Annotated in this window: 22 protein-coding genes, 1 tRNA gene and 1 pseudogene; 12 read left to right on the top strand and 12 right to left on the bottom strand. The window is 59.6% G+C overall.

Annotated elements, in window-relative coordinates:
- Positions 1–38 precede the first annotated feature (38 nt).
- The 3 genes from JIN78_RS06525 to JIN78_RS06535 all read left to right on the top strand — a co-directional run bounded on the left by JIN78_RS06525 (position 39) and on the right by JIN78_RS06535 (position 3,324).
- Complete coding sequence (locus JIN78_RS06525; RefSeq protein ID WP_200391147.1) at positions 39–1,106, top strand: M42 family metallopeptidase; 1,068 nt, start codon at positions 39–41, stop codon at positions 1,104–1,106.
- 520 nt (positions 1,107–1,626) lie between these two features.
- Positions 1,627–2,667, top strand: coding sequence for a hypothetical protein (locus tag JIN78_RS06530; RefSeq protein ID WP_200391148.1), 1,041 nt, complete (start codon positions 1,627–1,629; stop codon positions 2,665–2,667).
- Between the two features lie 24 nt (positions 2,668–2,691).
- Positions 2,692–3,324, top strand: a complete 633-nt coding sequence (locus tag JIN78_RS06535) for a PEP-CTERM sorting domain-containing protein (protein ID WP_200391149.1) — start codon at positions 2,692–2,694, stop codon at positions 3,322–3,324.
- A gap of 211 nt (positions 3,325–3,535) precedes the next feature.
- Here the strand turns inward: JIN78_RS06535 and JIN78_RS06540 are convergent, their stop codons facing one another.
- The 3 genes from JIN78_RS06540 to JIN78_RS06550 form a co-directional block, all read right to left on the bottom strand.
- Positions 3,536–4,036: a bactofilin family protein gene (locus JIN78_RS06540; protein ID WP_200391150.1), complete on the bottom strand. Its 501-nt coding sequence runs from the start codon at positions 4,034–4,036 to the stop codon at positions 3,536–3,538.
- Between the two features lie 866 nt (positions 4,037–4,902).
- Positions 4,903–5,496, bottom strand: a complete 594-nt coding sequence (locus JIN78_RS06545) for a bactofilin family protein (protein WP_200391151.1) — start codon at positions 5,494–5,496, stop codon at positions 4,903–4,905.
- A gap of 40 nt (positions 5,497–5,536) precedes the next feature.
- Positions 5,537–6,490, bottom strand: coding sequence for a tetratricopeptide repeat protein (locus JIN78_RS06550; RefSeq protein ID WP_200391152.1), 954 nt, complete (start codon positions 6,488–6,490; stop codon positions 5,537–5,539).
- Positions 6,491–6,569: 79 nt separating this feature from the next.
- Here JIN78_RS06550 and lpxB point away from each other — a divergent pair, with 79 nt between their 5' ends.
- The 5 genes from lpxB to ilvA all read left to right on the top strand — a co-directional run bounded on the left by lpxB (position 6,570) and on the right by ilvA (position 10,335).
- Entirely contained in the window at positions 6,570–7,685 is a 1,116-nt protein-coding gene (lpxB, locus tag JIN78_RS06555) for a lipid-A-disaccharide synthase (RefSeq protein WP_200391153.1), read from the top strand.
- The gene (locus JIN78_RS06560) at positions 7,682–8,491 is read left to right on the top strand and encodes a hypothetical protein (RefSeq protein ID WP_200391154.1); all 810 of its coding nucleotides are present in this window, start codon (positions 7,682–7,684) and stop codon (positions 8,489–8,491) included. The genes lpxB and JIN78_RS06560 overlap by 4 nt, the downstream gene beginning before the upstream one ends.
- A gap of 91 nt (positions 8,492–8,582) precedes the next feature.
- Positions 8,583–8,655, top strand: a tRNA-Ala gene (locus JIN78_RS06565).
- 70 nt (positions 8,656–8,725) lie between these two features.
- Positions 8,726–9,112 carry a ribosome silencing factor gene (gene rsfS / locus JIN78_RS06570; protein WP_200391155.1) on the top strand — a complete coding sequence of 129 codons (387 nt, stop codon included), beginning with the start codon at positions 8,726–8,728 and terminating at the stop codon, positions 9,110–9,112.
- Entirely contained in the window at positions 9,109–10,335 is a 1,227-nt protein-coding gene (gene ilvA, locus JIN78_RS06575) for a threonine ammonia-lyase IlvA (protein WP_200391156.1), read from the top strand. The genes rsfS and ilvA overlap by 4 nt, the downstream gene beginning before the upstream one ends.
- A 107-nt stretch (positions 10,336–10,442) precedes the next feature.
- Here the strand turns inward: ilvA and JIN78_RS06580 are convergent.
- Positions 10,443–10,733, bottom strand: a pseudogene (locus JIN78_RS06580) (hypothetical protein); the annotation flags it as partial.
- A 15-nt stretch (positions 10,734–10,748) separates the two neighbouring features.
- Positions 10,749–11,138, bottom strand: a complete 390-nt coding sequence (locus tag JIN78_RS06585; RefSeq protein ID WP_200391158.1) for a hypothetical protein — start codon at positions 11,136–11,138, stop codon at positions 10,749–10,751.
- 318 nt (positions 11,139–11,456) lie between these two features.
- Between JIN78_RS06585 and JIN78_RS06590 the strand changes: the two genes are divergently transcribed.
- On the top strand, positions 11,457–12,317 hold the full coding sequence (locus JIN78_RS06590) for a DMT family transporter (protein WP_200391159.1): 861 nt from the start codon (positions 11,457–11,459) through the stop codon (positions 12,315–12,317).
- Between the two features lie 192 nt (positions 12,318–12,509).
- Positions 12,510–13,991, top strand: coding sequence for a lysine--tRNA ligase (gene lysS / locus JIN78_RS06595; protein ID WP_200391160.1), 1,482 nt, complete (start codon positions 12,510–12,512; stop codon positions 13,989–13,991).
- 149 nt (positions 13,992–14,140) lie between these two features.
- Here the strand turns inward: lysS and JIN78_RS06600 are convergent, their stop codons facing one another.
- From JIN78_RS06600 to JIN78_RS06620, 5 genes are read right to left on the bottom strand one after another with little or no spacing between them, the layout of a single operon-like run.
- On the bottom strand, positions 14,141–15,019 hold the full coding sequence (locus JIN78_RS06600) for a hypothetical protein (protein ID WP_200391161.1): 879 nt from the start codon (positions 15,017–15,019) through the stop codon (positions 14,141–14,143).
- 48 nt (positions 15,020–15,067) lie between these two features.
- Positions 15,068–16,216 (bottom strand): PQQ-dependent sugar dehydrogenase, encoded by a 1,149-nt coding sequence (locus tag JIN78_RS06605; RefSeq protein WP_200391162.1) that lies wholly within the window; start codon positions 16,214–16,216, stop codon positions 15,068–15,070.
- A 52-nt stretch (positions 16,217–16,268) separates the two neighbouring features.
- Positions 16,269–18,812: an endonuclease/exonuclease/phosphatase family protein gene (locus tag JIN78_RS06610; RefSeq protein WP_200391163.1), complete on the bottom strand. Its 2,544-nt coding sequence runs from the start codon at positions 18,810–18,812 to the stop codon at positions 16,269–16,271.
- 60 nt (positions 18,813–18,872) lie between these two features.
- Entirely contained in the window at positions 18,873–19,259 is a 387-nt protein-coding gene (locus JIN78_RS06615; RefSeq protein WP_200391164.1) for a Dabb family protein, read from the bottom strand.
- Positions 19,260–19,304: 45 nt separating this feature from the next.
- The gene (locus JIN78_RS06620; RefSeq protein WP_200391165.1) at positions 19,305–19,946 is read right to left on the bottom strand and encodes a rhomboid family intramembrane serine protease; all 642 of its coding nucleotides are present in this window, start codon (positions 19,944–19,946) and stop codon (positions 19,305–19,307) included.
- 255 nt (positions 19,947–20,201) lie between these two features.
- Between JIN78_RS06620 and JIN78_RS06625 the strand changes: the two genes are divergently transcribed.
- Both JIN78_RS06625 and JIN78_RS06630 read left to right on the top strand, forming a co-directional pair.
- Positions 20,202–20,813 (top strand): type II secretion system protein, encoded by a 612-nt coding sequence (locus JIN78_RS06625; RefSeq protein WP_200391166.1) that lies wholly within the window; start codon positions 20,202–20,204, stop codon positions 20,811–20,813.
- Positions 20,814–20,954: 141 nt separating this feature from the next.
- The gene (locus tag JIN78_RS06630; protein WP_200391167.1) at positions 20,955–21,893 is read left to right on the top strand and encodes a phosphotransferase; all 939 of its coding nucleotides are present in this window, start codon (positions 20,955–20,957) and stop codon (positions 21,891–21,893) included.
- Positions 21,894–21,920: 27 nt separating this feature from the next.
- Here JIN78_RS06630 and JIN78_RS06635 read toward each other — a convergent pair whose 3' ends face one another.
- Both JIN78_RS06635 and JIN78_RS06640 read right to left on the bottom strand, forming a co-directional pair.
- A complete protein-coding gene (locus tag JIN78_RS06635; protein ID WP_200391168.1) occupies positions 21,921–23,714 on the bottom strand; it encodes a sodium:solute symporter family protein in 1,794 nt (597 codons plus the stop codon).
- Between the two features lie 281 nt (positions 23,715–23,995).
- Entirely contained in the window at positions 23,996–24,841 is an 846-nt protein-coding gene (locus tag JIN78_RS06640) for a protein phosphatase 2C domain-containing protein (protein ID WP_200391169.1), read from the bottom strand.
- Between the last annotated feature and the right edge of the window lie 62 nt (positions 24,842–24,903).

The raw sequence follows: 24,903 nt of genomic DNA on the forward strand, positions 1-24,903 counted from the left end.
CCTTTCCAAAAGTCCACTCGCCCTTCATTCTCCCTCTCATGTCCGACTACTCCGTCAATCTCCTTCGCCAATTGACCGAAGCTCACTCCGTCCCCGGCTACGAGGACGAGGTGCGTACCATTTTTCAGCAGGAATTGGCCGGCCAAGGTCAATTTGGCCGCGATCGCCTTGGTTCGACTTACTGCCAGAGTGAGGCCGACCAGCAGGGGCCCCGCATCCTCGTCGCCGGTCACATGGACGAAGTGGGTTTCCGCGTTCAGGCCGTCACCCAAGGCGGTTACCTCACCTTCGTCCCGGTCGGCGGCTGGTGGGGGCACAATTTGCTCGCTCAACGAGTGGAGGTGAAAACCCGCTCCGGGCGCAAGATCACCGGCGTCATCGCCTCCAAGCCTCCCCATTTTTTGAGCAAATCCGAGCGAGGCAAAGTGCAGGAACTCGACGATATGTTCATCGATATCGCGGCCAGCTCCGCCGAGGAAGTCGCCTCCTGGGGAGTGCGGATTGGCGATCCGGTCGCCCCCGTCAGCTCCTTCCAACCGACCGCCCATGAGCATCGCTACCTGGCCAAAGCCTTCGACAATCGGGTCGGCATGGCCGGAGCCATCGAGGTCGGACGCGAGTGCTTGGGGAAAGGGGCCAACCTCATCGTGGCCGGCACCGTGCAAGAGGAAGTCGGCCTCCGGGGCTCCCGCACCCTGGGTAACCGGCTCGCTCCCGATGTCGCCATCGTGCTCGAAGGGCCTCCTGCCGACGACACCCCCGGACAAGACCTCTCCCTCAGTCAGGGAATCTTGGGCGAAGGCGTGCAGATCCGCCTCCACGACCCCAGTGCCATCATGAACCCCCGGCTCGTGGACCGGGCTTTGGCTCTGGCTGAGAAAAACGGCATTCCCCATCAAGTGACCGTGCGGCGTAGTGGGGGAACAGACGCCGGCGGCTTTCACCAAACCCAAAGTGGCGTCCCTTGTATCGTCCTCGGTGTCCCCGCCCGCTACATCCATTCTCACAATGGTATCATCGACCTGCGTGATTATCAGGCCATGGTGTCCCTCACCAAAGCGCTCGTTGACGACCTCGCCACCGGCATTGACGACCTCTTTGCCTGAGTAAAACCAAGCCCTCCTTGGCGCCTCACGGGAAGCTACCGCCCCGGTAGTCACAGTGGGGGAGAGCGCGCTGTCCTCTGCCATCGCCTGGCCAACCTTCTCATCCCCGCTCGGTCAGCAAAGTCTCTCCGCCCTTCCGCCCGGCTCCGCAGCGGGCGGGAGATCGCTCGTCACAAAGGACATTTTTCCGAGAAAAACCTCCAAAAAGGCGCGGGGGAACTTTGTCAACATGTGTCACCTTTTTCCCCTCGAGAGGCCAAAAAACAGATTTCACTTCTCCGGGAACCTCCGCCTTCCCCGGTGGCAATAGCTTTCCCCGCGCTTCTAATTTCTTATTTTTAAGATTCTTGTGATTCTCGGGGCAGCTCCCTGGCGGAATGTGACAATCTTGAGATTCTCGTAAAAAAAAATTGACGGTTGCTCCTCCCGGTAGCTATCTTGTCCGTGGATTGCCTGCGGAATACAAATAAGACCACAAAGTCCAGGAATCATCCTGGCAACAAACTTACGAAAAAAAATCATGAAAATGACAACACTGAAATCAGTGGCCATCGCAGTGGGCCTTTGCTCCTCTGCCTTCGGTCAGGCAACTAGCCCTGTAGTGGGGTATGAGACCTTGGCGATTGAGCCTGGGCTGAATTTTGTTGGGTTGAGATTGCACGAAAAGCCGGTCGCATCAGGTCAGCTTGAGTCTGCCACGGCGTCGACTGTGACCGACGATGATGTGTTGCTGGGAGATTTAATTGTTTCGGGCACTTACATTTTGGAGCTTGAGGATGGCTCGGGAATTATCCAAGAGGTCGTAACTGGAGCTGGCAATTCTCTCGATGTTGCCGCTGATTTGACGAGTCTTTCTTTCCCTGTTTCATACACCTTGAGGCCGTCGGCTACTCTCGAAAGTGTTTTTGGCAGCGAAGTCGTGGGTGGTAATTTGACTTCTGGTCTTGCTGTAGGCGGTGCTAGTTCTGCTGGAGCTGACCAAATTTGGCTGTGGAATGGTTCTTCATTTGATAAATATTATTTTGATGAATTCGCTGAAAGTACCGGTTTTTCCAGTGCTGCGTGGGTGAATTTAGCTAATAGCGGTGCTCCTGTTGATGCTTCGGCGGTTAATCTCGTGTATGCGGACGGGTTTGTCATTTCCTCAGCCAGCGGTAACGATTTCACTGTGGCAGGAGATTTAAAAGCTGCGGCAACTGAGCTGAATTTGCAAAGTGGGCTAAATTTTGTATCAGCCGTGGCTCCTGTAGGAGTTGAGTCGATTGAAGACGCATTTGGTTCAAGTTATTCAAACGGGTTTCTTGATTCAGGTTTAGCAATAGGAGGAGCAAGTTCAGCTGGAGCTGATCAAGTCTGGGTTTGGAATGGAAGTGGATTTGATAAATATTATTTTGATGAATTTGCTCCTAGCACAGGTTTTGCCAGTGCTGCTTGGGTAAATTTGGCTGACACTAATGCGAGTGTGGATCCATCTGCTGTTAATCTCGGCAGCGGTTTCGTCATTTCCTCGGGTGGTGGAAACGCGACAGTTGCCACTCCAGAAATCTACGAAGGTCTATAAGCTTTTAAAATACACACAAATTAAATGAAAATAACGATTCAAAAACTAGTTTTTGCGGCATCAGTCTTCGCGATGCCAGCTTATGCCGTAACAACGTTTACTCCTACAAATGCTAGCACCACTCAGGGTTTTGCCTTTCAGGTGGTTGATAACACTGGAGAGCCTGTGACTGATGCTCAGGTTCAAGTCGGATACTTTAATGGTGAGGCCAATTCTCTTGCAAACTTCGTTTCGCTTGGATCTGCCAATTTTACGTCTAGTCCTTTGGGACCTGGGTTGTTCGGAGCTCTTGGTGGCGAGAGTATCGACATTAATTTGAAGCCCGGTGCAAATGATGCCGCGCTTGGGATGCTGGCATATGCAGTGGTAGTCAATCCGAACGATAGTGCCGACACTTCTTTTATAGCGTTTACAGATAATTCAACCCGTTTTACGGTTGAATCGGTAGATGTGGATGGTGCCGCTCAATCTATTTTTAGTAATGAGACGAACTTAGTTTGGGGAACCGTCCGGGAAGGGGAGACCAAAAACCTTGGTGGTCCCTTTGCTAGTCGCAATGGAGGTAACGCTGTGACTTTCTTCGTCATCCCCGAGCCTTCTTCGGCTCTGCTTGCTGGTCTTGCGCTCGTTGGTGGTCTTGTCCGCCGCCGTCGATAGTCCAGTAGCTATCATTAGAAACTGATTTCAGTGCCGCCTGCTTCTTCGGAAGCAGGCGGTTTTCTTTTTTCTCCTTCTTTTTTCTCCTAGTTCGGCGGGATTGACGTCATGGCGGCCTTTGCCCGGCGCCGAGTTCTTGTCTCTCTTGGTAACCGGACAAAGGAGGCGTGGATAGGAGGGCCAAGAGGAAGCTGGCACTTCCTTCCAGGAGTCACTTCATGGAGATCCTGCCAGTGTGGCGGGCTCCTTCCTCGATCGAAAGGGTGGAGACGGTGAGATCGCCATCCAAGGTGGCTCTCTTTTTAAGAACCAGCTTCTGACAGGCCACCGCGCCCTTGACGTGACCATCGATGATCACCTCGCGGGCTTGCACCGGGCTCATGAACTCGACCTCGGCCCGGCGCTCGATGATGACGCGGTCGCCGCTGACGGGGCCGTTGATTTTTCCAGTCTTCCGCAGGATAAAGTCGCCCGAGCATTCCGCGCCTCCCTGGATCTGCCCTTCGATCGTCAGATTGTGGCACTGGATGGTGATGCCGCTGACGTGGCCTTTCTTGTGCACAAAAACGTCACCCCGGGTTTGGATCCGGGAGTTCTCGTTCTCCCGGATATCAAAGTGTTTCAGCCCGATGTAGGAGCCGCAGTGAGGACAGAGCGCGGAGGTGGAGTCGGCGAGGATTTCGTGCTCCCGTTCGCATTCGAAGCATTTCACCGAGCGCTTTTTCACGCTACGCAGTCGGGGCAGAGGTCCGTGCTTCTCTGGGGTCTTCGCCTCCAGAGGTGGTCGATAGCGGGAGGTTTCTGGAGGAGGGGTCTCCGGGGAAGGGTTCTTGGTTGGGCCCTCTTCCTTCGCGGTTTCCTCTGCGGGCTTCAAGGCCTTTTCCTCGCGCGGGAGGGGGGGCTCCGCTGTATTGCTTCTCTCCGGTGTTGCTGGTTTCGCTTTTTCGGTCGGAAGATCTTTGGGGGCCTCAGGGCTGGAGGGCTTGGGGGGTGGTGGCGGCGCTTTTGGCTTGGCCGGCTTTTGCGGAAGAGGATTCGGTCCCTTTCCTTCGGGAATGTGCGCGGGAGGGCGGGGCTCGGAGCGCTGCCACTTCTTCAGGGCAGGGAATTTCGCCTCGCCTTCCTCCTCCTCGTGGTTCTTCTCGTTCTTCTCCGTCGGCTTCACCTCTTTCACCTTCTTGGCGGGTGCCGTCTCTGGAGCGGGCGAGGGCTTCGCGGCCTCTTTCGTGACCGGAGGTTGGGAAGGTTTCTCTTCTTTCGCTACCGGTTTTGCGCTTGGTGGCTCGGCTGGCTCGTCCAAGGTGGAGCGGTAGCGTGGGCCTTCCTGGCCTTGCTGGGGGGCGATGACTTTTCCCTTCTCAATGCGGAGGTAGCCCCGGCATTGTTTGCAATTGGTGGAGACGACAAGGCTGGACTCACGCTGCGTGTATCCACAGAGGGGGCAGGTGAGGTCTTTGAAGTCAGGGTTGCGCCGTTTCCCGAACAGAGTGTTGAGAGCGTGAGAGGTTGACAGAAAAACGGAGGAGGTGCACTAGGCAGGCCTCCCCCGAGATGAATGAATACCGGGCCAGTTCAGCCTCAGGCTTTGGCCGGAGCTTTTTGCTGATTGTTCTGGTTGGCCTTGTTTTCCGAAGCGCTGCCTTTGTTGCTGCTGGTGTCCGCGCTCTTGGCGGGCTGGCTGGAAGGGGCGCCCACTTCGGATTTACCAACAAAGATTGCTCCGGCTTCCATGGTCAGGATGGCGGCCTTGATGTCGCCCACCACCTCGGAACCCGCGCGGAGCTCGACAGTCTGGGTGGCCGTGATGTTGCCATGCACTTTGCCCTGAATCACCACCGAACCAACTTTTACTTCGGCGCGGATGCGGGCGTTTTCTTGGATGGCCAGGGTGCCGGTGGAGGAAATTTCGCCTTCGACCTTGCCGTCGACGAGCAGTTCATCCTGGAAGCGGATCGTTCCTTTGATTTCGACATCGGAAGAAAGGCGGTTGCGGTGGCCTCCCCCGGAAGCGGGAGCCTGGGCCACGGGCTGCTGGGGTTGGGGGGCGGCTGCCGCTACTTGCGGCGGCGCCGGGGCCGGATTGTGCGTGGGCTGGGGAGCCTGGGGACGGTTGGGCACGTGCGGAGCCTTGTTGGCGTTGCCTTCTTCGGGATTGATGATCTTTTGAAACATTTGCGGGAGTGAATGAATTTAGATGGGGGGTGTCAACGAATTACTCGCCGTCCGGGAGGGATTCCCCGTTCTCGGGAAGAGCGTCGTCGTCGGAGGATTCTGTCGATTCTTTAGCGGGAGCTTCGGCCTCTTCTGGGGCCTTCTCGTCAGGGGCGGCGCTTTCTTGGTCTTCAGTAGACTCGATGGGCGTGGGGGAAGGAGTTTCTTCGGCGGGGGCCTCCTCGGGGATGACTTCCACTGCTGGAGCTGGAGTGGCGGTGGGTGCGGGCACGGGAGTGGTGAAGCTGGGAGAAATTTCCAGGTCGCTGGAGGTCTCGCCAGGGGCTTCGGCGGGAGGTTGCACGCGGAGGGGCTCATCGACTCCAACGAGAGTCAGGCGAGTGACGGCCAAGCCTTGGTCGGGATAGGCGGGGTAGTCATCCATCTTGCGCTGATAATATTGTTTGGCTTTCTCGTCTTCGCCGGCGGCTTTGGCCAAATCGCCGAGGGCGATGAGGGAGAGGGGATGCAGATAGGTGGCGTTGCTGTCCTTCACGATGGCCTCGTAAGCGGAGCGGGCTTCCGCTTCTTTGCCCTGGCGTTGGTAGATGCTGGCAAGGCTGAATTTGGCCTGCGCGGCTGCCGGGTGATCGGCTCCGGAGAGTTCTTGCAAGGCTTTGATGGCATCCGCTTCCTTGCCTTCTTGCCAAAGTTCGTCCGCGCGCAGGAGGCGGGCCGAGAAGGCCGCCGCGCTGTCGGGGTAGTCCTGTCCGACCTTGGCCAGCGCCTGGGCGTCATTGGCGGCAAAGAGATGGTTGCCGGCTTCCTGGGCCTTGGCGTCAGCCAGTTGGCTGGAAATGACGTAGGCCGCAATGGCGATGATGAGGGCGAGAGCACCCAGGATCACGAGCTTGAGATTTTTCTCCATGAATTGCTCGAACTTGGAGGGACCATGTTCGATTTCACCGAGGGGTGCGGGCGAGGGGGTTGCGTTGGACTTGGATTCTTCCGACATGCGAGGACCGGAATTAACGTGTCTTGCCGCCGGAGGCAAGCTCTTGTCGCAGCGGGAGGAAAGGTTATGGTGGCCGCGCATGGCATTAATTTATCTGGTGGCGGGCGAGGTGAGTGGCGATTTGCATGGAGCGGAGTTGATCTCGGCTCTGCGCGAAAGGGGCGGGCACCGCTTTGCGGGATGGGGGGGAGTGCGGATGGCTCAGGCCGGAGGCACCCGCGATTGGGTGGAGAAAGCGGGGGTGATGGGCGTGTGGGATGTTCTCAAGCAATACCCCTGGTTCCGGGCCCGTTTCCATGAAACCCTGGCCGAGATTGAACGCCTGCAGCCCGAGGTGCTGGTGCTGATCGATTACCCGGGCTTCAATCTCCGCTTGGCCAAAGCTGTGCGGGCTCGTTGTCCCCAGGTCCGTATTTTGCAGTATGTCTGTCCTCAGGTTTGGGCTTGGAAGCAGAGCCGCATTCCCAAAATGGCCCGGTGGCTCGATCAGGTGGTCTGCCTCTTTCCCTTTGAGGTCGAGGTTCTGGCTCGGGGTGGTTGTCCCGGAGTGTGCCTGGGGCATCCCATTGTCGACGAGTTGGCAGCAAAAAGAGAGGACCTTGCGCGGGAGAAAAATTTGATTGGTTTGTTCCCGGGGAGCCGTCGCCGCGAAGTGGAGCGGCTCTTCCCCGTGATGCGGGAAGCCGCCCGCGAGCTGCGGCAGCGTCATCCGGACTGGCTCTTCGAGGTCCCGGCTATCTCTCCGGCCTTGGCGGAGACTATGATGCTCATGCGGGGGGAAGACGACTTTATCACTATCAAGGTGGGCTCAAGTCAGGCGCTGATGCAGCGGGCGACCTGTGCGGTGATGGCCAGTGGCACCGCGACTCTGGAAGCCGCCTACTTTGGCTTGCCTTATTGTCTGGTATACAAAGTGGCTCCGCTCACCTGGGAAATTGGGAAGCGGGTGGTGAAAGTCGCGCACATCGGCATTGCCAATATCCTGGCTGGTCGCGAAGTGGTCCCGGAATATCTGCAGGAGGAACTCTCGGCCCCGCGTCTGGTGGAGTGGATCGAGGGGCAAATGGAGGATGAGGCTGCCCGGGAGCGATTGTCACAGGAGTTGCTTGCGGTGGCTGCCCGGCTCGGTGATGGAGGGGTGCACCAACGCGTGGCGGAAGAAGTGCTGAAACTGATCGAACACAAAACACAATGAGCGAAAACAGGGGGAAAGAAAAGAAGCCGTGGATTTGGAAGGCTGCCATCGTGGCTCTACCCGCGGGCCTGGGCTTGTCCGCAGCGATCGCGGTTTGGCTGAAAGTCTCGCGCGGTCCCGAGAATGGGATGCTTGGCCTGGATTATGCCGCTGCCGAGCTCAATATCGCCAACTTGCGTGATGCGGCGGGCAAGGCCGACGACTTGATTGGCGTGCGTGACTTCGATACCCCGGAGGGCCAACGCAGAATGCGGATGGTGACGTCTTTTATCTCCGGCTCTGTCGGGCCGAATAATCTGGGCTACGCTCTAGCCAGTGACAGTGGGGTGACCCGCAGTGGCCGGATTTGGAAGAATTACTGGATTGATAGTCGGGAAGAGGAAGGCCCGGGCACGGTGGTCGTTTGGGCGGTCTATAGCGATGATGACCAGTCAGGGTCGGTGGCTGCGTTATTGGCCTTGTCGGAGTGGATTCGAGGGCGCGAGTTCGAGCATCGAATCCGGGTGGCCTGGGTGCGCGATGAGGAGAGCTTGCTTCCGGTGACCAGCGATCTCGCGGAGCGAAAGGTCGAGATTCAGCTGCAAGTCACTGACCTCGGTCATGGCAGCCAAGGAGTGATGCTTCTGGGAGGGGAGACGGCAAACGAGTCCGAGAGTGCCATTTATCAGTTCACGGGCAAGGAAGGGGTGGCCAGCGGCACCGATTGGAAGCTCACTGCGGCTTGGGAAAGCTACGAGGCCCAGGTGCGGGAGCTGTGTGAGCGCGTGAGCGAATTGGCGGGCGAAAAAGTAGTTCTCGCGCCCTGAAAAGGCCCTTTCGGAAAAAAATCGCGAAAAATGAAAAACAAAGCTTGCACGTGAGGCCAGGGCCGGGTAACGCTCTGCGCCCGCAAGTGAAGGGGCATTAGCTCAGTTGGTAGAGCGCTTCAATGGCATTGAAGAGGTCAGCGGTTCGACTCCGCTATGCTCCACTTTTGCCCTTCTTTTTTCTGATTCCTGTTTGGCGAAAAGCGGCGTCTTGTGGCAAACTTAATTCCACCAGTGAAAGGCACCCAAGTCAAAGGCCTGGACCTCGCCATCGAGTGTGCGAAGGCCGCCCAAGAAATCAAAGCCGAGGATATTCGCATCCTCGATCTTCGCGGACTCTCCTCTCTGACCGACTTCATGGTTATTTGTTCGGGCAGTTCCATGCCCCACCTGAAGGCTATCCTGCGTGAGGTCAACAAGGGAGTTGCCGCGCGCACGGGGGATCTGCCCTCCCATTCCGAAGGCAAGGCCGTGACTCGTTGGGTTGTGCTCGATTACTTCGACGTGATGGTCCACATTCTCCACGAAGAGATGCGGGAAACTTATGCCTTGGAGGAGCTCTGGGGGGATGCCAAGGAAGTTCCCTGGAATGAAGAGGAAGTCGATGCTGACTCACAGTGAATGACTTTCGGGAGAGTGCTCGTCAAGCCGAGCAGGTGATGAGGGAGGTCTTTCCACCAACCCCTCTCCTGCGCAACGACCACCTCTCTGAACGCTTTGGCGCTGATATCTGGCTAAAACGGGAAGACCTCAGTCCCGTGCGCAGCTACAAGCTACGCGGGGCTTTGAATGCCATGCGCAAGCAGGAGGGGCGGGAGCTCTTTGTCTGCGCCAGCGCGGGCAACCATGCCCAGGGGGTGGCCTACATGTGTCGCCATTTCGCCTGTCGGGGGGTGATTTTCATGCCTGTGACTACGCCCCAGCAGAAGATCCAGAAGACCCGCATCTTTGGAGGGGACTTTGTGGAGATTCGCCTGGTGGGTGATTATTTTGATGAATGCCTGGCCGCCGCGCAGGAGTTTTGCCGGCAGGAGAAGGGCCATTTTCTATCGCCCTTTGATGACGATGACGTCATCGAGGGGCAGGCCACCTTGGGTGTCGAGGTCGAGCAACAGTTGGGCCGGGTGCCCGATCATCTGGTGGTGCCGGTGGGCGGAGGAGGGCTTTCTGCGGGCCTTCTCTCCTATTTTGGCAACCGGTGTTGGCAGACTTTTGTCGAGCCTGCGGGGGGCGCGTGTTTACAGGCCGCTTTGCAAGCGGGGCAGCCGGTCACTTTACCCAGCGTCAATACCTTTGCGGATGGCGCGGCAGTAGCCCGAATCGGCGAGCGCACCTTTGCCCGTCTGCGGCAGGTTGGCTTGGCCAATGTGCTGACTATTCGCGAGGACCGTCTCTGCGAGACCATCCTGGAGATGCTCAACGTCGAGGGCATTGTGCTCGAGCCCGCAGGGGCGCTGGCCGTGGATGCGCTGCGCGATCTGGGGCTTTCCATTGCTGGAAAGACCGTCGTTTGCGTCACTTCGGGGGGAAATTTTGATTTTGAGCGTTTGCCCGAGGTCAAGGAACGGGCCCAGCGGTCGGCGGGACAGAAGAAATACTTCATTCTCCGCATGCCCCAACGCCCGGGGGCGTTGAAGGACTTCCTCAATCTTCTCGGGCCCGAGGATGACATCGCTCGCTTCGAGTATCTCAAAAAGTCTGCCCGCAACTTTGGTTCCGTGCTCATTGGCATCGAGACTCCCGAGCCCGCCAACTTCGCCCGCTTGTTTTCTCTCCTCGCTGAGAACGGGTTCACCTACACCGATATCACCGACGACCAGACCTTGGCGGAATTCATCGTGTGAATCCGAGTGGGCCCTCTGGGCGAGCCGTTCGCAGGGGCACAGAAAAAGCGGGCTCGCAATGAGACCGCTTGTTGGGTAAATTTGAAAAAGAGGATTACTGGAAGGTGCTATTCTTTGGTCAGTTCCGCGATTTTGGCAAAGGCGGCGGCTTGTCCCTTCGCGAGGCTGTTGCCTTCTCCGTCGACGAGGTGGTATTCCGGCACCGCGTTGGTCGTCTTGTAATCTCTCATCGTGCTGCGGTCGACTTTATCGGGGAGCACGGTGAGCCAGGGGAATGATTCTTTCTCGGCCCATTCTTCCGCCGCATCGTCATCTTGGTCGAGGGAGACGTGAATCATCTCCACGTTAGCCAGGTCCGCGATTTCTTTTTTGTATTTCTCCACCAACTGTGGAGCAGAAGCCCGGCAAGGGCCTCACCAGGAGGCGGAGAAGTAGAGTAGGTAATACTCTGGCTTCTTCTCCATTTCGGCTCGCTTCATGCGCTTACCGTCCAAGCGGCTCAAGACCCGGTCCGTCAGCTCTTTGCCGACTTTCTGTTCTTCCAGGTTGACTTCGGAGGCCGGTGCCTCCGCTTCTTTTTCCGCCCATTCCTGGAGGAAAGTGATGTCTTCTGCCGACAGTTTGTCTTGGATGAAAATCAACTGGCGTCCATTGGTGAGGACAGTGACCTCGCCCGAAGTGGCGTCGTAGGCTTGTAGCTCGCCTTCAAAAGTGCGCTCGCCGTCCGAGCTGGTCCAAGTCCGGGCCGGGGCCCAGACCAAACCGGCGGCCAGACAGCTGGCAATGAGGAATTTCGTGCTCATATCTCTTAGCATAACGTTTCGTAAGAGAGTCTTCACTCAAAAAAATTCCGCGAATTTGTTGATTCTGCCGGAGAAAATGTTCCTGCCGAGAGTTCCCGGGGCTTGACTTCCTTTCCGGTGGGGCGCATCACCCCGCTGTTGTGATTCTCCTTCCTTTCCGTTCGATGCGACTTGCAGTGGCTAAGATTTGGCGCTCTGTGGCGAAGGATGTGATGGGATAGAGAGAATCGAAATCCATTCCTCCGGGGCCGTAAGCCAGACCGGAGGGAGGATGCTTCTTTCCCTGCGGTGGGCGAAGGCGCTCCGGTATGAGCGACTATGACCGAAGCTGTATCCACTCGCAAAGGCATCTTTCTGATGCTGATGTCCGTTATTTTCTTTTCCGCCAACTGCCTGATCATTCGTTGGGTCGGGTTGTATGCTGCGGTGGATGGATGGTTGTCCTCCTTTACGAGAGGCTTGGCGGGCACTCTCTTCGTGCTCGCCGTCTACTCGCGGGGACGGGGTCTCCAGTTGGCTCATCTCGTCCGCCCCATGCTTATTCTGCGGGGGGTTTTGGGGGTGGTGACCATCACCATGCTTTACTTCACCATCCATCATCTGGGGGCGGGGCGCGCGTTGGTGATCAATTTGACTTACCCGCTTTTTGCGGCCTTGCTGGCGGCGGTGGCACTGCGGGAGTTCCCCCGGCCGACCACCCTGGGGCTCCTGGTGGTGGCTCTGGGCGGGCTTTTGCTGTTTTTTTGGGAAAGTCTCCGGGGGGCCACTTTCGGCTTTTACGATTTCATTGGTTTGCTGGGAGCTGCTTTGGCGGGGGCGACAGTGGTGGTGATTCGCAAATTGACGGCTACCGAGACGGCCCCCACCATTTATTCCGGGCAATGTCTTGTTACTTTGGTGGCGACCTTCCCCCTCGCGGCCCCGGGTTTCGGGGACGCTTCCGCCCTGGCGTGGGGATTCCTCATGGCGGGTGGCGTGATGGTGGCCTACGGGCAAATTCTCATCACCCGGGGCTTTTATCACCTCAATGTTGCCCAGGGTTCGGCCATTCAAATGCTGATTCCCTTGCTCACGGGGGGAGGGGCTTTCTTTTTGTTCGGGGAACGCTTGAGCACGACCGAGCTGGCCGGGGCGGTTGTCACGCTCTTCGCCACCTGGCGGATTTCTCTCCAGCGTTGAACTCGGGGTCCGGTCCGGGCCTGGATATAGCAATCCCGCAGGATTCATGAAAAATCCTGCGGGATTACAGTTCCCCCCAAAAAGTTAGAAACCCAGAATAGGAACCAAAACGATTTCCGCAAGCACAAACTCTGCATTTTCCCTGTTCATTACCGCGATTCTCTCCAATAAACCCCTTTTCCAATCTGATTCATGAGCGCAGACGCCCCAAACAACCAGCCGAAGTCCACTGTGGAAGAATTGATCGCCGTGCGCCGGGAGAAACTCGGGAAACTCCGCGAGATGGGCCATGATCCTTATGGTCAGTCCTTTGCTGTGACCCATACTCCGGGCGAGTTGAAAGCGAAGTTCGAGAACGATCTCGCCGCCACGATTGCCGGTCGGGTGGTCGCCATCCGGGACTTTGGCAAAAGCGTCTTTTGCACCCTGGGCGACGCCGAGGGGCGCATCCAGATTTATCTGAACAAGAAGCAGCTCAGTGAGGAGCAGTGGGAGCTCTACCAGTGCCTTGATATGGGCGATTGGGTGGGAGTGAGCGGGACGACCTTTACGACTGGAAAGGGCGAGCCTTCCCTGCAAGTGGCCGAGCTGACCGTGCTCTCCAAGGCTCTGCGTCCCATGCCGGACAAATGGCAGGGCTTGACCGATCGGGAGACCAAGTATCGCAAGCGCCATCTGGACCTGATGTCCAATGAGGCCAGCGCGGAAATCTTCGTCACCCGCTCCCGCATGGTGGCCGAGATTCGCAATTTTCTTCACGAGCGCGGCTACCTCGAGGTGGAAACGCCCATGTTGCAGGCTGTGGCGGGCGGTGCGGCGGCCCGTCCCTTCGAGACCCATCACAACGCGCTCAGTATGGCCCTGACCCTGCGCATCGCACCCGAGCTCTTCCTCAAGCGTCTTTTGGTCGGTGGCTTTACCAAGATTTTCGAACTCAATCGAAACTTCCGCAATGAGGGCATTTCCCGGCGCCACAATCCCGAGTTCACCATGCTGGAGGCTTACCAGGCCTTCGCTGACTTCGAGATCATGGCCGAAATGGTGGAGGAGATGACCTGCCATCTGGCTGAGAAGTTCTGCGGTGGTCTCCAGATCGAGCACAAGGATGAGGAGGGGAATGTCACCCGCACTATCAATCTGGAGCGTCCTTGGAAGCGCGCCAATTACCACGATTTGGTCAAGGAAGTGGCGGGGGATGACTTCTTCGACCTCACGCCAGAAGAGCGGCGGGCCAAGTGCGATGAGCTGGGAGTGCAGATCTCTCCTGAGATGGAGGATTACGAGGTCATTCAGCAAGTCTTCGAGAAAAAGGTCGAGGAGCACACCTTCGATCCTTGTTTCGTCACGCGCGTCCCCAGCGAGCTGATTCCCTTGGCTAAAGTGACTCCAGGAGGAAAGACGGTGGAGGTTTACGAACTCATCATCAATGGTCAGGAGATTTCTCCCGGGTATTCTGAGCTGAATGATCCCGATGTCCAGCGCGAGCGCCTGGAGCACCAGGCCGGGGGCGAGGAGGAGCAGTTGGTGGACTATGATTTCATCGAGACCCTGGAGCACGGCATGCCTCCGGCGGGTGGCATCGGCATCGGTATTGATCGGCTCATCATGATGCTCACTGGGGCCCCGACCATTCGCGACGTGGTCCTTTTCCCTTTGCTCAAGAAAAAGGACTGATCCTGCGGGAGGGTCTCACCGGGAAATCTTCTTGAGGAAAGAGAGTCTCCCGGTGGGTTCAGGCGGGCCGCCGCCGCCAGCGAGGACCCCTTTGTCCGCCCATTCGCCAGCCAGGAAGGCCAGCAAATGGGAAGGCTGGGGAAGGCTCTTTAGAAGCGCCAGGAGCCTTCGAGTCCGAGGACGAGGCTGCCATCGAAATCGCGGCTGTCGAGCTGGTCGCCATCGGAGTCCTCTACTTCCAGTTCCCCGCCAAAGGTGTAGCCGAGGTGGCCGGTGAGGCTGAGGTTTTCGTGGAATTGATGAGTCGCGGCTAGAGCGATGCGGTGCTGCCGGAATTGCCCGATCCCGTCCGGGGCGGCGTCGGAATTCTCCGCGAGGCGATGGCGGTCGCTTTGATAGCTGTAGACGAGGGAGAGGGCGAGGTCGTCCCGTGCATCCCAGCGCAGGCTGGCGGCCGGGCCGACGCGGAAGCCTTCCGGTGGCAGGGTGCTGAAGGTGAGGTCGGGGCAAATCTTCCAATCGATCACGAGGATGGGGAAAACCTGCACGTCGTCTTCCAACTGGCTGCGCACACCCAGTCCGGCTCCGAGGGTGAGGCTGTCACTGACTTCGGTCCAGGCTGCGCCCATCCCGCCGTAGGTGAGGGCTTCCCCCCAATCGGCACCATCCTCGGCATCGGCCGCGACCCAGGGAATAGCCAGCCAGGTCCAGCCATTGGCGAGGGTGCCTTTGCTGACCACCGCCACTTGGGGGCGGTAGACGTCCTCCCAGGGGTTGACCAGAGTGTCGTCGAACTCGAAGTGTTCCCAGACGCCCCCGGCGGTGAGGCCCACGAAGTAGTCGTCGGTGAAGTGGAGGGGAGCGGAGACCCGGAAGCGGGCCGCCGAGCGGGAAAATTCCCCGCTGTCATCAATATCGGCCGCGAACTGGTGTTCGCCGCCGATGGCGAAGGGGGCGGGAATGAGCTGGGCTTGGGTGGCTGGAGCGAGGCCAGCCACCAGGCTGAGGGCGAGGGTGCTTTTTTTCATGAAAGGGTCGGGATGCGGGTGAGCAATGAGTGTGCGAAGGGCTAGTGGTCAGTCGACGATTTTCCAGACGGCGCCTCCGCCCATTTCGACCACGTAGAGTTCTTGGTCGGCATCGGTGCCGAAGGAGGCCAGTTGCTGGAACTTTTTACCATCGGGTCGGGAGAGCGTGTCGGTGAGGTCTTTTTCGTCCACGGCCTCCCCATTTTCGTAGCGGAAGGACCAGATGCGGGGGTTGAGGTGATCGCTGTAGAGGTAGTGGCCGACCAGCTCCTGGACCGAGCCGCGATAGACGTAGCCGCCATTGATGGAGAGGCCTTCCCCGTTGCCCATGCCGTGCTTGTAAACGACCACCGGGTCGATGGCTCCTTCGGGTTTTGGTCCGCCCACACCCTCCTTGGGAGTCTCGATAAAGCCCTCGCGCGGACGCCAGCCGAAGTTGGCTCCCAGCAACTCGGAGTGGCTCACCACGTTCACTTCCTCCCAGTGATTCTGGCCCACGTCGGCGATGTAGAGGTGGTCGCCATCCCAGCCGCAGCGCCAGGGATTGCGGAGTCCATAGGCGTAGATTTCGGGGCTGCCTCCGCCATTGGCGAAAGGATTGTCCTCGGGGATGGTGTAGCCCTCCTCGCCAGAGACATCGATGCGGAGAATTTTTCCGAGGAGATTGCTCAGGTTCTGGGCGTTGTCCTCGGGATCATTGGCCGAGCCGCCGTCCCCGGTGCCGATGTAGAGGCAGCCGTCGGGACCGAATTCCAGGTAGCCGCCGTTGTGATTGCCAAAGGGTTGCTTGAAGGTGAGGAGGAGCTCCTTGCTGGCGGGATCGCAGCGCAGGTCTTCCCCGGGATTGGTGACCGTGTAGCGGACAATCTCGTTGGTGCGATCGTGGTTGGAAAAGTTGACGTAGACCCGTCCGCTGGTGGCGTAGTCGGGGGCCAGGGCGAAGCCGAGGAGGCCTTCCTCATTGTGCTTGCGCGTCACTTCCTTGGAAATATCGAGAAATGGCTCCTCCAGGGTCTTCCCGGTGGCCTGATCGTGGAGATACACGGTGCCCGCTTGCTCCACGATGAAGAGGTGGTTGGCGTTGTCGGGCTTGGAAGTGACAAAAATGGGGCGTTCGAACTCGCCTCCCACGCGGGTGAGCTTGGGGTCGGCCTGCGCGAGGAGGGGAAAGAGGATGAGGGGTAGAAGTGTTCTCATAGTTTCGTTTGTTATTGGGCAGTAAAGCAGTCCTTTGCCCGCCCGCAATCATTCAGTTGCCGGAAGGGGACATTCCCTCCTCCAAATGGACCCGAATGGCGAAAAAACGTCCTTTTTCGTCCCAGGGAATGTTCAGGCGGGCTTCCTCTCCCGTGCCGGGGAGGCTGCTGGTGGACTCGAGGGCCCAAGGCTCGTCCCCGGCCAGCAGCTCATAGGTGCGCCCCGCGAGGGTGGGGAAGACCAGTTCGCCCTGATTCGCTTGCTGCGGGTTTCTCCGCAAAACGGCCACGAAGCGCGCGTTGGCATCGCCGGGGTCGGTTCCGACGATGAGGACCTCCGCGCCGTTGCTCTGGCCGTCGCCATCGCTGTCTTCCTCCCCATCGCTGATGCCGTCGCCGTCGCTATCGCTTTGCCCGGGGTCCAGCCCCAGCGCGAGCTCGACTTCATCAGGTAGGCCGTCCCCATCGCGATCAGTGGTTTCCACAGGGCGCACCTGCAGGTCATCCAGGGAAAAGGCCTGCGCGGGCAGGGGAGTGGCACCGGTGAAGCTCTGCCCCGCGTTGGCTGCTCCCGGGCTGTGGCTCACATCCTCCCCGAAGCGGGTCCAGCTCAGGCTGCTCTCATCCGCTCCGCTGCCGGTCAAGCCGAGTGCGCCGAAGCCTACCGGCGGGGGATCGTCCTGGGCGACCGCAATCTCCTGGGAAGCCATCCCTGCCGCCGGGCCTTCGAGGGCCACAAAGCTGCCTTCGTAAGAGAGAAACTGCCGCACTTGTCCCGCCACCAGCAGGGCCAGGCCGTCGGGAGACCCGTTCTGGATGTCGCTCGGGAAGTGGCTGTAGATGCGGTAGCCATTGCTTTCTCCTGGTTGGGCAAAAGATTCGAAATCGCGCAGGGCCACCGTGCGGTAGGGCCTTCGTTGGCTTTCGCTCCCGTTGTAAAAGACGACCTCCACCTCCTGTAGGTCTCCCCCGGCGGCCTCGAAGCCCGGGGCCACCACCACCTCGATGAATTCGCCGTTGTCGGCTCCTGCGTTGTCGTAGTGGACTTCATTGAAAAAGACGGCGCTGGAGACCTCCCCGCCCTGGTCCGGCCCCCGCGTGGCGGTGAAGGTCAGGGTGAAGGAGGCCCCGGCGGGAATCTCGACCGCGACCGTGGTGACGAGGGTTTCGCTACGGGGCAGGGTCTCCTCCGGGCCTGCGAGGAAGGTTAGCTCCGACAGGTTGTGAGGCTCCCCCTCCTCGAGGCTCCAAGTGACCTGCAGTTGATCGGTGGTCCCGGGCGAGCGAGCGCCCAGCTGGCGGGCGAGGTAGCCAATCTCCAGTGCGGAGATGGCCGCCCCGGTCAGATTGTCGAAGGTGGCGGAGAAAACGATGGCCTCCTCCCCCGGCACGAAGGCCACCGCTTCCTCGTGAGCGTAGCCTCCCGCAGCGGTGTCGTCGGCGAAATATCCCTGCCAGGTCGCGCCGCTGCTTTGCCAGGGCGGAGGAGCTTGTTGCCCGGCGAAGTCGGCGAAATCCTCGCTCACGGCGGGGGCCTCGGCGGTCAGCGGGTAGCTGGTGGCGGGCGGGATGGCGTCCGCGAGCGTGAAGTCGGCAAAGACCGCCCAGTGGTCGGAGGCGGTGCTGGAGGTTTCCGTGGGCAGAGGAGTTCCGCTTTTCGGGAGGCCCTGGGCATTGCTGGTATCGAGCGAGGAGCGATAGATTTCCGCCCCCAGGGTGGTCAGGGCGGGGCTGGGGAGGAGGAAGTCGAGGACGGCCCCGCCCAGCATGAAGGTGTCGGCCTCGCCATTGAGGGCGCGGGCATCGAGGGCGACCAGATTCTGGGGCGCGGGAAAGTAGAAGTCCGGGTCGTTGGAGTAGCTCAGTGGCAGAGGCAGGTCGGTGCCGCGATTCCAAGTCGAGGGCAGTCCGGCGGGCTCGTTGGTAAAGGTGGTGCTGCTTCCCGAGAGGTTGAAGTCCCCGGTCACGATGAGGTTGTCGTCCTCATTCAGGCCGTGGCGTTGGAAGTAGTCGCGCACCCGGGCGAGCTCCACCGCGCGGCGGAAGCGGTCGTCCAGCCCGGTGGAGGACTTGGCGTGCAGGGTGAGCACGGTCACGGGCTCGGCCGCCCCCGGCACCGCAATGACGGCGGCGGGAATCACCCGCGTCACGTCCTTGGCCCGGCTGCTGTCCTCCCCCACGGCCCCGATGTCGGCCAGGTAGTCACTGGAGCCGATCTCATCGGTGGTCTCGAAGGGGTGGCGGGAGAGGATGGCATTGCGCAGGGTGAAATCGAAGACCCCGCTGTTGGTGGGAATGAGGACGTGGGGCAGCCCAAGCTCCCCGGCAAGGGCGTGGACATCGGAGGTGGTCCCGCCATTGGTGCCTCCGGAGATGTCGGCATTGGCCAGTTCCTGCAGGCACACCACATCAGCATCGATGCGGGCGAGGATGGCCCTCACCGCTTCGTAATCCTCGCTGCCGGGCTCATTGAGGGACTCGGTAATGTCGCCGTTTTGATCGCGATTGGCCCCGATATTGAAGGTCACCACCCGCAGGGGCACGGCGGGGAGCGGGAGGAGGAGGCAGGTGAAGAGGGCAAGAAAAAGGCGGGGCACGCTCGCGAGCCTGCCACGCCTAAAGAGTTTCGGGTAGGATATTTACCGCTGGTCCGGTCACTATTTCGCCACAAAGTCGAGCACCAGAATCTTGTCGATCTGGGGCTTGAAGAGAGCGACAAATTCCTGATGGGCCTCATGGGGCAGGTAGGCTTCCAAGCCCGCTTTGTCGGCAAAGGTCACCACAAAGCAATGGGTGAATCCCTGAGCCATTCCGCGGCCATCGTCCACAGCGTGGCCCCATTCGTAATCGGTGATGGCCTCGATCTTGTCTTCCAGTTTGCCGAATTCCTCTTCGATCTTCTTGATTTGAGCCTCGGTGGTTTCTTCTTTGAACTTCACCATCACGATGTGGCGGAAGGGGGAGGAAGCGGCCTCACCATGGTGATCGGCGAACGCGAAGGTGGAGAAAAGGGCGAAAAGAGCGCAGAATAGGATGTGTTTCATCGCCGCCATCATCGCCTTGAAGGCTGGAGCCCGCAATGTCTCATTTCAGGAAATATGGCGAGGGGCGGGAGCGATGAGGGAGGTCAGCACCAGACCGACCAGAAATCCGCCGAGGTGGGCGCCGTGGGCAATGCCGGTGGCCGGGCCCACCATCCCCATGATGTCGAGGATGTAGCCGCCCACTGCGACGAGGGCCAGGCGCAGGGGCGGGATGGGATGGGCGATGGGCCAGATCTGGGGCCAGGGAAGCTGCCAGCGCACCGCCAGCCCGAGGTAGGCCCCCTCGAAGCCCATCACGGCACCCGAGGCGCCCAGCAGGGGAATGGTACTTTCCGGTCGGCTGAGGACATCCCCCAGAGAGCCCCCCACGGCGGAGAGGAGGAAAATCGCCAATAGCCAACGCCCGCCCAAGAGCTCGCCCACCAAGCCGGCAAAGACCCAGAGAAAAAGCATGTTGAAGAAGAGGTGGTCCCAGTCGGCATGGAGAAAGGCCGCGCTCAGTAGCGTGGTGAAGGCCCGGGCTTCCGCCTGCCCCGCCTGCCCATCCCGGAGAGCCTCCCAGCTGGCGGTGACCTCGGCGGGCACGGCCATGTAGGCCACGAGGCTGTTCGGAGAGAAGCGTTGCCCCACGAAGATCAGCAGCATGGCAAAGATGAGCAGAAGCAGGAGGCGATGGGGCAGTGGCATGAGGGCGGGAGTGTAGCCCGGGGGCGGGCCCCCTCGCAACCTCGCGGGCTGTCCCGCCGCCTCTTCTTGCTCCCCAGCCGGGTGGGATTGCCGCGAAGAAGGGAGCGCAGTTTTTTCTAAATTCCGCCAGCAGAGCGGGAAAGGAGGCCTGTCGGGGGAGGAAGGGCCGGGCTTTCTCGCACTCTGTGAAAGTCTGAATGGACAAAGCCACCATTTCTTTCCTAGCCTTGAAGTCGCACAACCAAATTCAATCCTATGAAGAATTCTCGCATTTCCCGCCGACAGGGTTTCACCCTGATCGAGCTCCTCGTTGTTATCGTCATTATCGTGACCCTGATGGCCATTCTCATCCCGGTAGTCGGCTCGGTGCGGAGAAAGGCCGTCAAGCTGCAGGCCAAGAACACGCTCACTACCTTGGTCACTTCGGTGGACACCTACTATTCTACTTACAATATTCTGCCCTCCAACACCCGTTCCGCCCCGTCCGAGGACACCGAGGTGCAGACCACTGAGCCCATCATGTCCGTTTTGGCCGGAATCAATATTGATGACATGAACAAGAAGGAGCAGGTCTTCTTCGACGGTGAGCAGGCTAAGGGTTCCTCCAAGAACAATGCCTTCAATGGTCTGTGGTTGACCAAGACCTCGGCCGAGCTCTACGACCCATGGCGCAAGCCCCCGGGCAAGATTCGCGGCTACATCCTTCTCCTCGACTACGGCTATGACGGCCGCTTGGATGATCCCTTCAAGAATGGCAAAGTCATTGCCCGCCGCGCCGTGGCGTGGTCCACAGGCAAGGACGGTCAGTGGAACCGTGGCTCGGCCAAGACCGGAGCCAACAAGGACAACGTTTATTCTTGGTTCTAAGACTGGCTGACCGATTTTATTTTTGCGAAAGGGCTCACTGCGGTGGGCCTTTTTTGTGCCCCGGGAGGGGACGAATTCCCTTTCCTGTCATTGACAAAACGCGCCCAGCCCCTTTCATCGCCGCTTCCATTTCTTTTCCCCATGGCTGCCGACCTTCTTCTGACTGCTATTCGCCAACACCTGGACCTCTACCCGACACACAAGGTGATTCTGGAGCCCATCGCGAGCGGAGCCTCCGGGCGCACCTTGGCCCGGCTGAAGCCAGAAGGCCATCCCACCTTCATCGGCCTCCATTATACCGATGAGCGTCCGGACAACGTTTTTTTCCTACCTCTAGCGGCTTTTCTCAAGTCGGCCCGCCTCAATGTGCCCATCGTTCTCTATGACAACCAGCCCAAGGGCCTCGCCATCGTCGAGGATCTGGGGGAGAAGGACCTGCTGAGCCTGAAGGACGAGCCCTACGAGGTTCGCGAGCCCTATTACCGCTCGGTCTTCACCCAGCTCGACAAGTTGGCCTACACCAAGGTGCCCAAGGACCTGGAGATGATGCCGCCCTTCACCACCGAGACTTATCAGTGGGAGCAAAATTATTTTTGCGATCACTTCGTGGAAAAGCACTTGGGGCGCGATGCCAGCGCCCTGCGCACGAGTGAGGCCTTGGAAAAACTGGCCACCCGCCTGGGCCGCAGCCACCGCCACCTCGTTCATCGCGATTTGCAGTCGCAGAATATCGTTCTCCACGATGACAAGGCCTACCTGATTGATTTCCAAGGAATGCGCTGGGGACACCAGGAGTATGACCTCGCCTCCCTCCTCTACGATCCCTACATGAACCACTCGGCCGAGGATAGGGAGCGGATGCTGGACCTCTGGGAGGACATCACCGAGGAGCGCCCCATCCCGCAACTGTTGCGCGAGTGCGCCATCCAGCGCCTGATGCAGGCCCTGGGAGCCTATGGCAACATTGTGGAGAATTATCACAACGAGTGGTATCGCCAGCACATCCCCACCGCGCAGGCTTTCCTGCGCGAGAATGTGGCGGATACCGAGTTCGAAGAACTTCTCGCGCCTTTTCTTTGAAAACCCCGGGCCCCGGGGCCTTCCGGGCTAGAGCTTCTTCCGGAGGGCGAGGAGTCCGCCGATGGAAGCCAGTGCGAGAAGGGAGCACACACAGGCGGGGGCGACTGCGCGGTAGAGCCAATAGCCCGTGCCGAGGAGAGTGCCCAGCACCGCCATCACCCCGAGGAGGGAGGCAAAGAGGGCGAGCGGCAGTTGACGCGAGGCGTCGGGCGAGGCGGAGCTTGCGGCGGCAAAAGGCTTCCAACCCGGTCCCGGCGGACGGATGCGCGCGACAAAGGCTCTGAGGTGATCGGGGTCGGTCCGCGGCCCGAAGCAAGCTCCCAGGATCCACGACACGGTCGTGATGGCCACCACGAGGGTATTTTGCCAGTAGTTCGCCATTTGCGCGCCCTCGGGAACGATCCGGGGATAGACGAGGACGAAAAAGGAGGCGGCCAGAAAAGAGACGGCCATGGCGATGATTTCCGCCGTGGCATTGACCCGCCACCAGAGCCAGCGCAGCAGGTAGATGAGCCCGCTGCCGGCCCCGACGAGCACGAGCAATTGGAAGGCTGTCGTCGAGCTGTCGAGCACGAGGCTAAGCAGCGCGGCGAGGAAGATGATGAGGAAAGTGAAGAGGCGCCCCACCCAGACGAGCTCCTTCTCCGAGGCCGCAGGCTTGAGGAAGCGGCGGTAGAAATCGTGCGTGAGGTAGGAGGAGCCGATATTGAGCTGGGTGGAAATGGTCGACATGTAAGCGGCAATGAGCGAGGCCATGACCAGGCCGAGGAGGCCAGCGGGAAGCTTGGTCAACATGAGGGGATAAGCGATGTCGTCCGCCGCCAATCCCTTGTGCCCGGCCGGGAGGGCCGCCGCCAAGTCCTCAGTCGAGGGGAAGAAAATCAGTGAGGTGAGAGCGACCAGAATCCAGGGCCAGGGGCGGAGGGCATAGTGGGCGATGTTGAAAAACAAGGTGGCCCCCAAGGCGTGATTCTCATTCTTGGCCGAGAGCATCCGCTGGGCGGTGTAGCCCCCTCCGCCGGGCTCGGCCCCGGGATAGTAGGAGGACCACCAGAGGACGAGGAGGGGCACGAGAAAGGTGCCCATCACGAGGTCCCAGTTAGAGAAATCGGGAAAAAGGGCGAGCTTGGGGAGCACGTTCTCGTGGGCCAGCATCGCGGTGAGCCCTCCGGCCTCCGGGAGATTGAGAAGATAGCAGCAGGCTCCCAGCGAGCCCGCCATCGCCAGCATGAACTGGAAGAAGTCGGTGGCGAGAATCCCGCGCAACCCGCCCAGCGAGCTGTAAATGACGGTGATTCCACAGCCCATCAGCAGCGTCTGCCATGGGGCTAGCCCGAGCAGCACGGTGCCGAACTTGATGGCCGCGAGATTGACGCTGGCCATCACCATGGTGTTGAAAATCACTCCCAGGTAAAGGGCGCGGAACCCCCGCAGGAAGCTGGCGGCCTTTCCGCTGTAGCGTAGCTCATAGAACTCGATATCGGTCATCACTGCCGAGCGGCGCCAGAGGCGGGCAAAGACAAAGGTGGTCAACATGGCCGAGAGAATGAAGGCCCACCAGACCCAGTTGCCGGCCACTCCATTTTCCCTCACGATCTGAGTCACCAGGTTGGGAGTATCGGCAGCGAAGGTGGTGGCCACCATGGAGACTCCCAGCAGCCACCAAGGCATGTTGCGGCCGGAGAGAAAGAAGTCCGAAGTGCTCTTCCCCGCCTTCTTCATCGTGACTAATCCGATGAGTAGGGAGATTGCCAGCACAGTGGCAATGATGAGCCAATCCCAGAAACTGAGCGAAACGAGTGAACTGTTGCAAAGCAGCATGGCAGAGATAGAAAGCGAAAAGGAGAGATAGAGGGAATACTAAACTTGAGTGCGGAGAGCGGGGAGATTTTTGCGCTTTCCCTCGACTCGCGCCGGCGAAGCTGTCTTTCCAGCTTGGCAGGTTGCAGTTCTTTCTCTTTGTGTGCTTTCTGAGAATTTTGTGCGGAGCGTGCAAGGTCGAGACCGGTGCCGGGAGAGCCGCCGGAGGGAAGGTGTTTATTTTGAGAACAATTGCCGCTGCCACCCGGGAAGGAGAGCTGGCGGGGAAAATGGGAAAGCTTTCAAGGAGAGATGAGCAGGCCGGTGGCATCGTCCGCAGGCTTGAGGCGGGGGAAGCGGGTGCAATCCGGATCCGCGTCCTCCAGCTGGCGCACCAGCGCAATGGCGGTGGCCACGCCTTGGCGGGCGATTCGCTGAAAAAATTCCTCTTGGGAAAAGTGGCCGAAGACATCACACAGCCGATAGAGGCCATCGGTGCAGAGGAGGATCTGCGCCAGAGAAGAGGTGGCCAGGGTGGTGCACACGAGCTCGGGAAGCCATCGTTCGCTGAGATCGGCCACCCAGAAGCCCCTTGCGCTGTTGCGCTCCCTTCGTTGCTGACTCAGAATAGGACGGAGCCGGGCAGAGAGTTCCGCCGGAGGGAGAGCGGGGCGGATCTTTTGCAAGCGGGTGAGGAGGGCGACGGACTCTTCCTCATGACGAGCGACCCGCTGATCGCCAATCTGCCGGAGGGTGCCGTCCTTTTCTCGGACCAAGTTGATGCAATCTCCAATGGACAGAAGAGTGGTCTCTTCCTCGCCGAGATGCACCAGCGAGAGCGAAGCCGCAGGCAGAAGGTGGGGAGGAAAGGTGCGCCAGCGGGGGTTCTCCTGGTCGGCCCGGGCGAGGACTAGGCGCAAGGCTGCCGCGAGCAGGTCGAGCGGATTCTCTTTCCCGGGAGCCAGGGCTTGCAGGGCATGGTCGAAGTTCTGGGCAAACCAAATGGCATCGCTTTTTTCCTCTGGAAAGAGACGCTCGGAGGTGATCCCGGTGACCCCATCCAGCATCCAGGCAAAGGCCCCGCCGGAGCCAGCCCGGTCTTCGTTGGATCGTCCGCCTGGCTCACTGGCTATCGCTTGGATTTGCATGGATGCGGGGAAAGGAAGAAGGCAAAAAGCCCTCCCCGCCTGGGGAGGGCCTGGTCGCGGGC

Source organism: Roseibacillus ishigakijimensis (genome assembly GCF_016595415.1).
In the GTDB taxonomy this organism is placed as follows: Bacteria; Verrucomicrobiota; Verrucomicrobiia; order Verrucomicrobiales; family Akkermansiaceae; genus Roseibacillus; species Roseibacillus ishigakijimensis.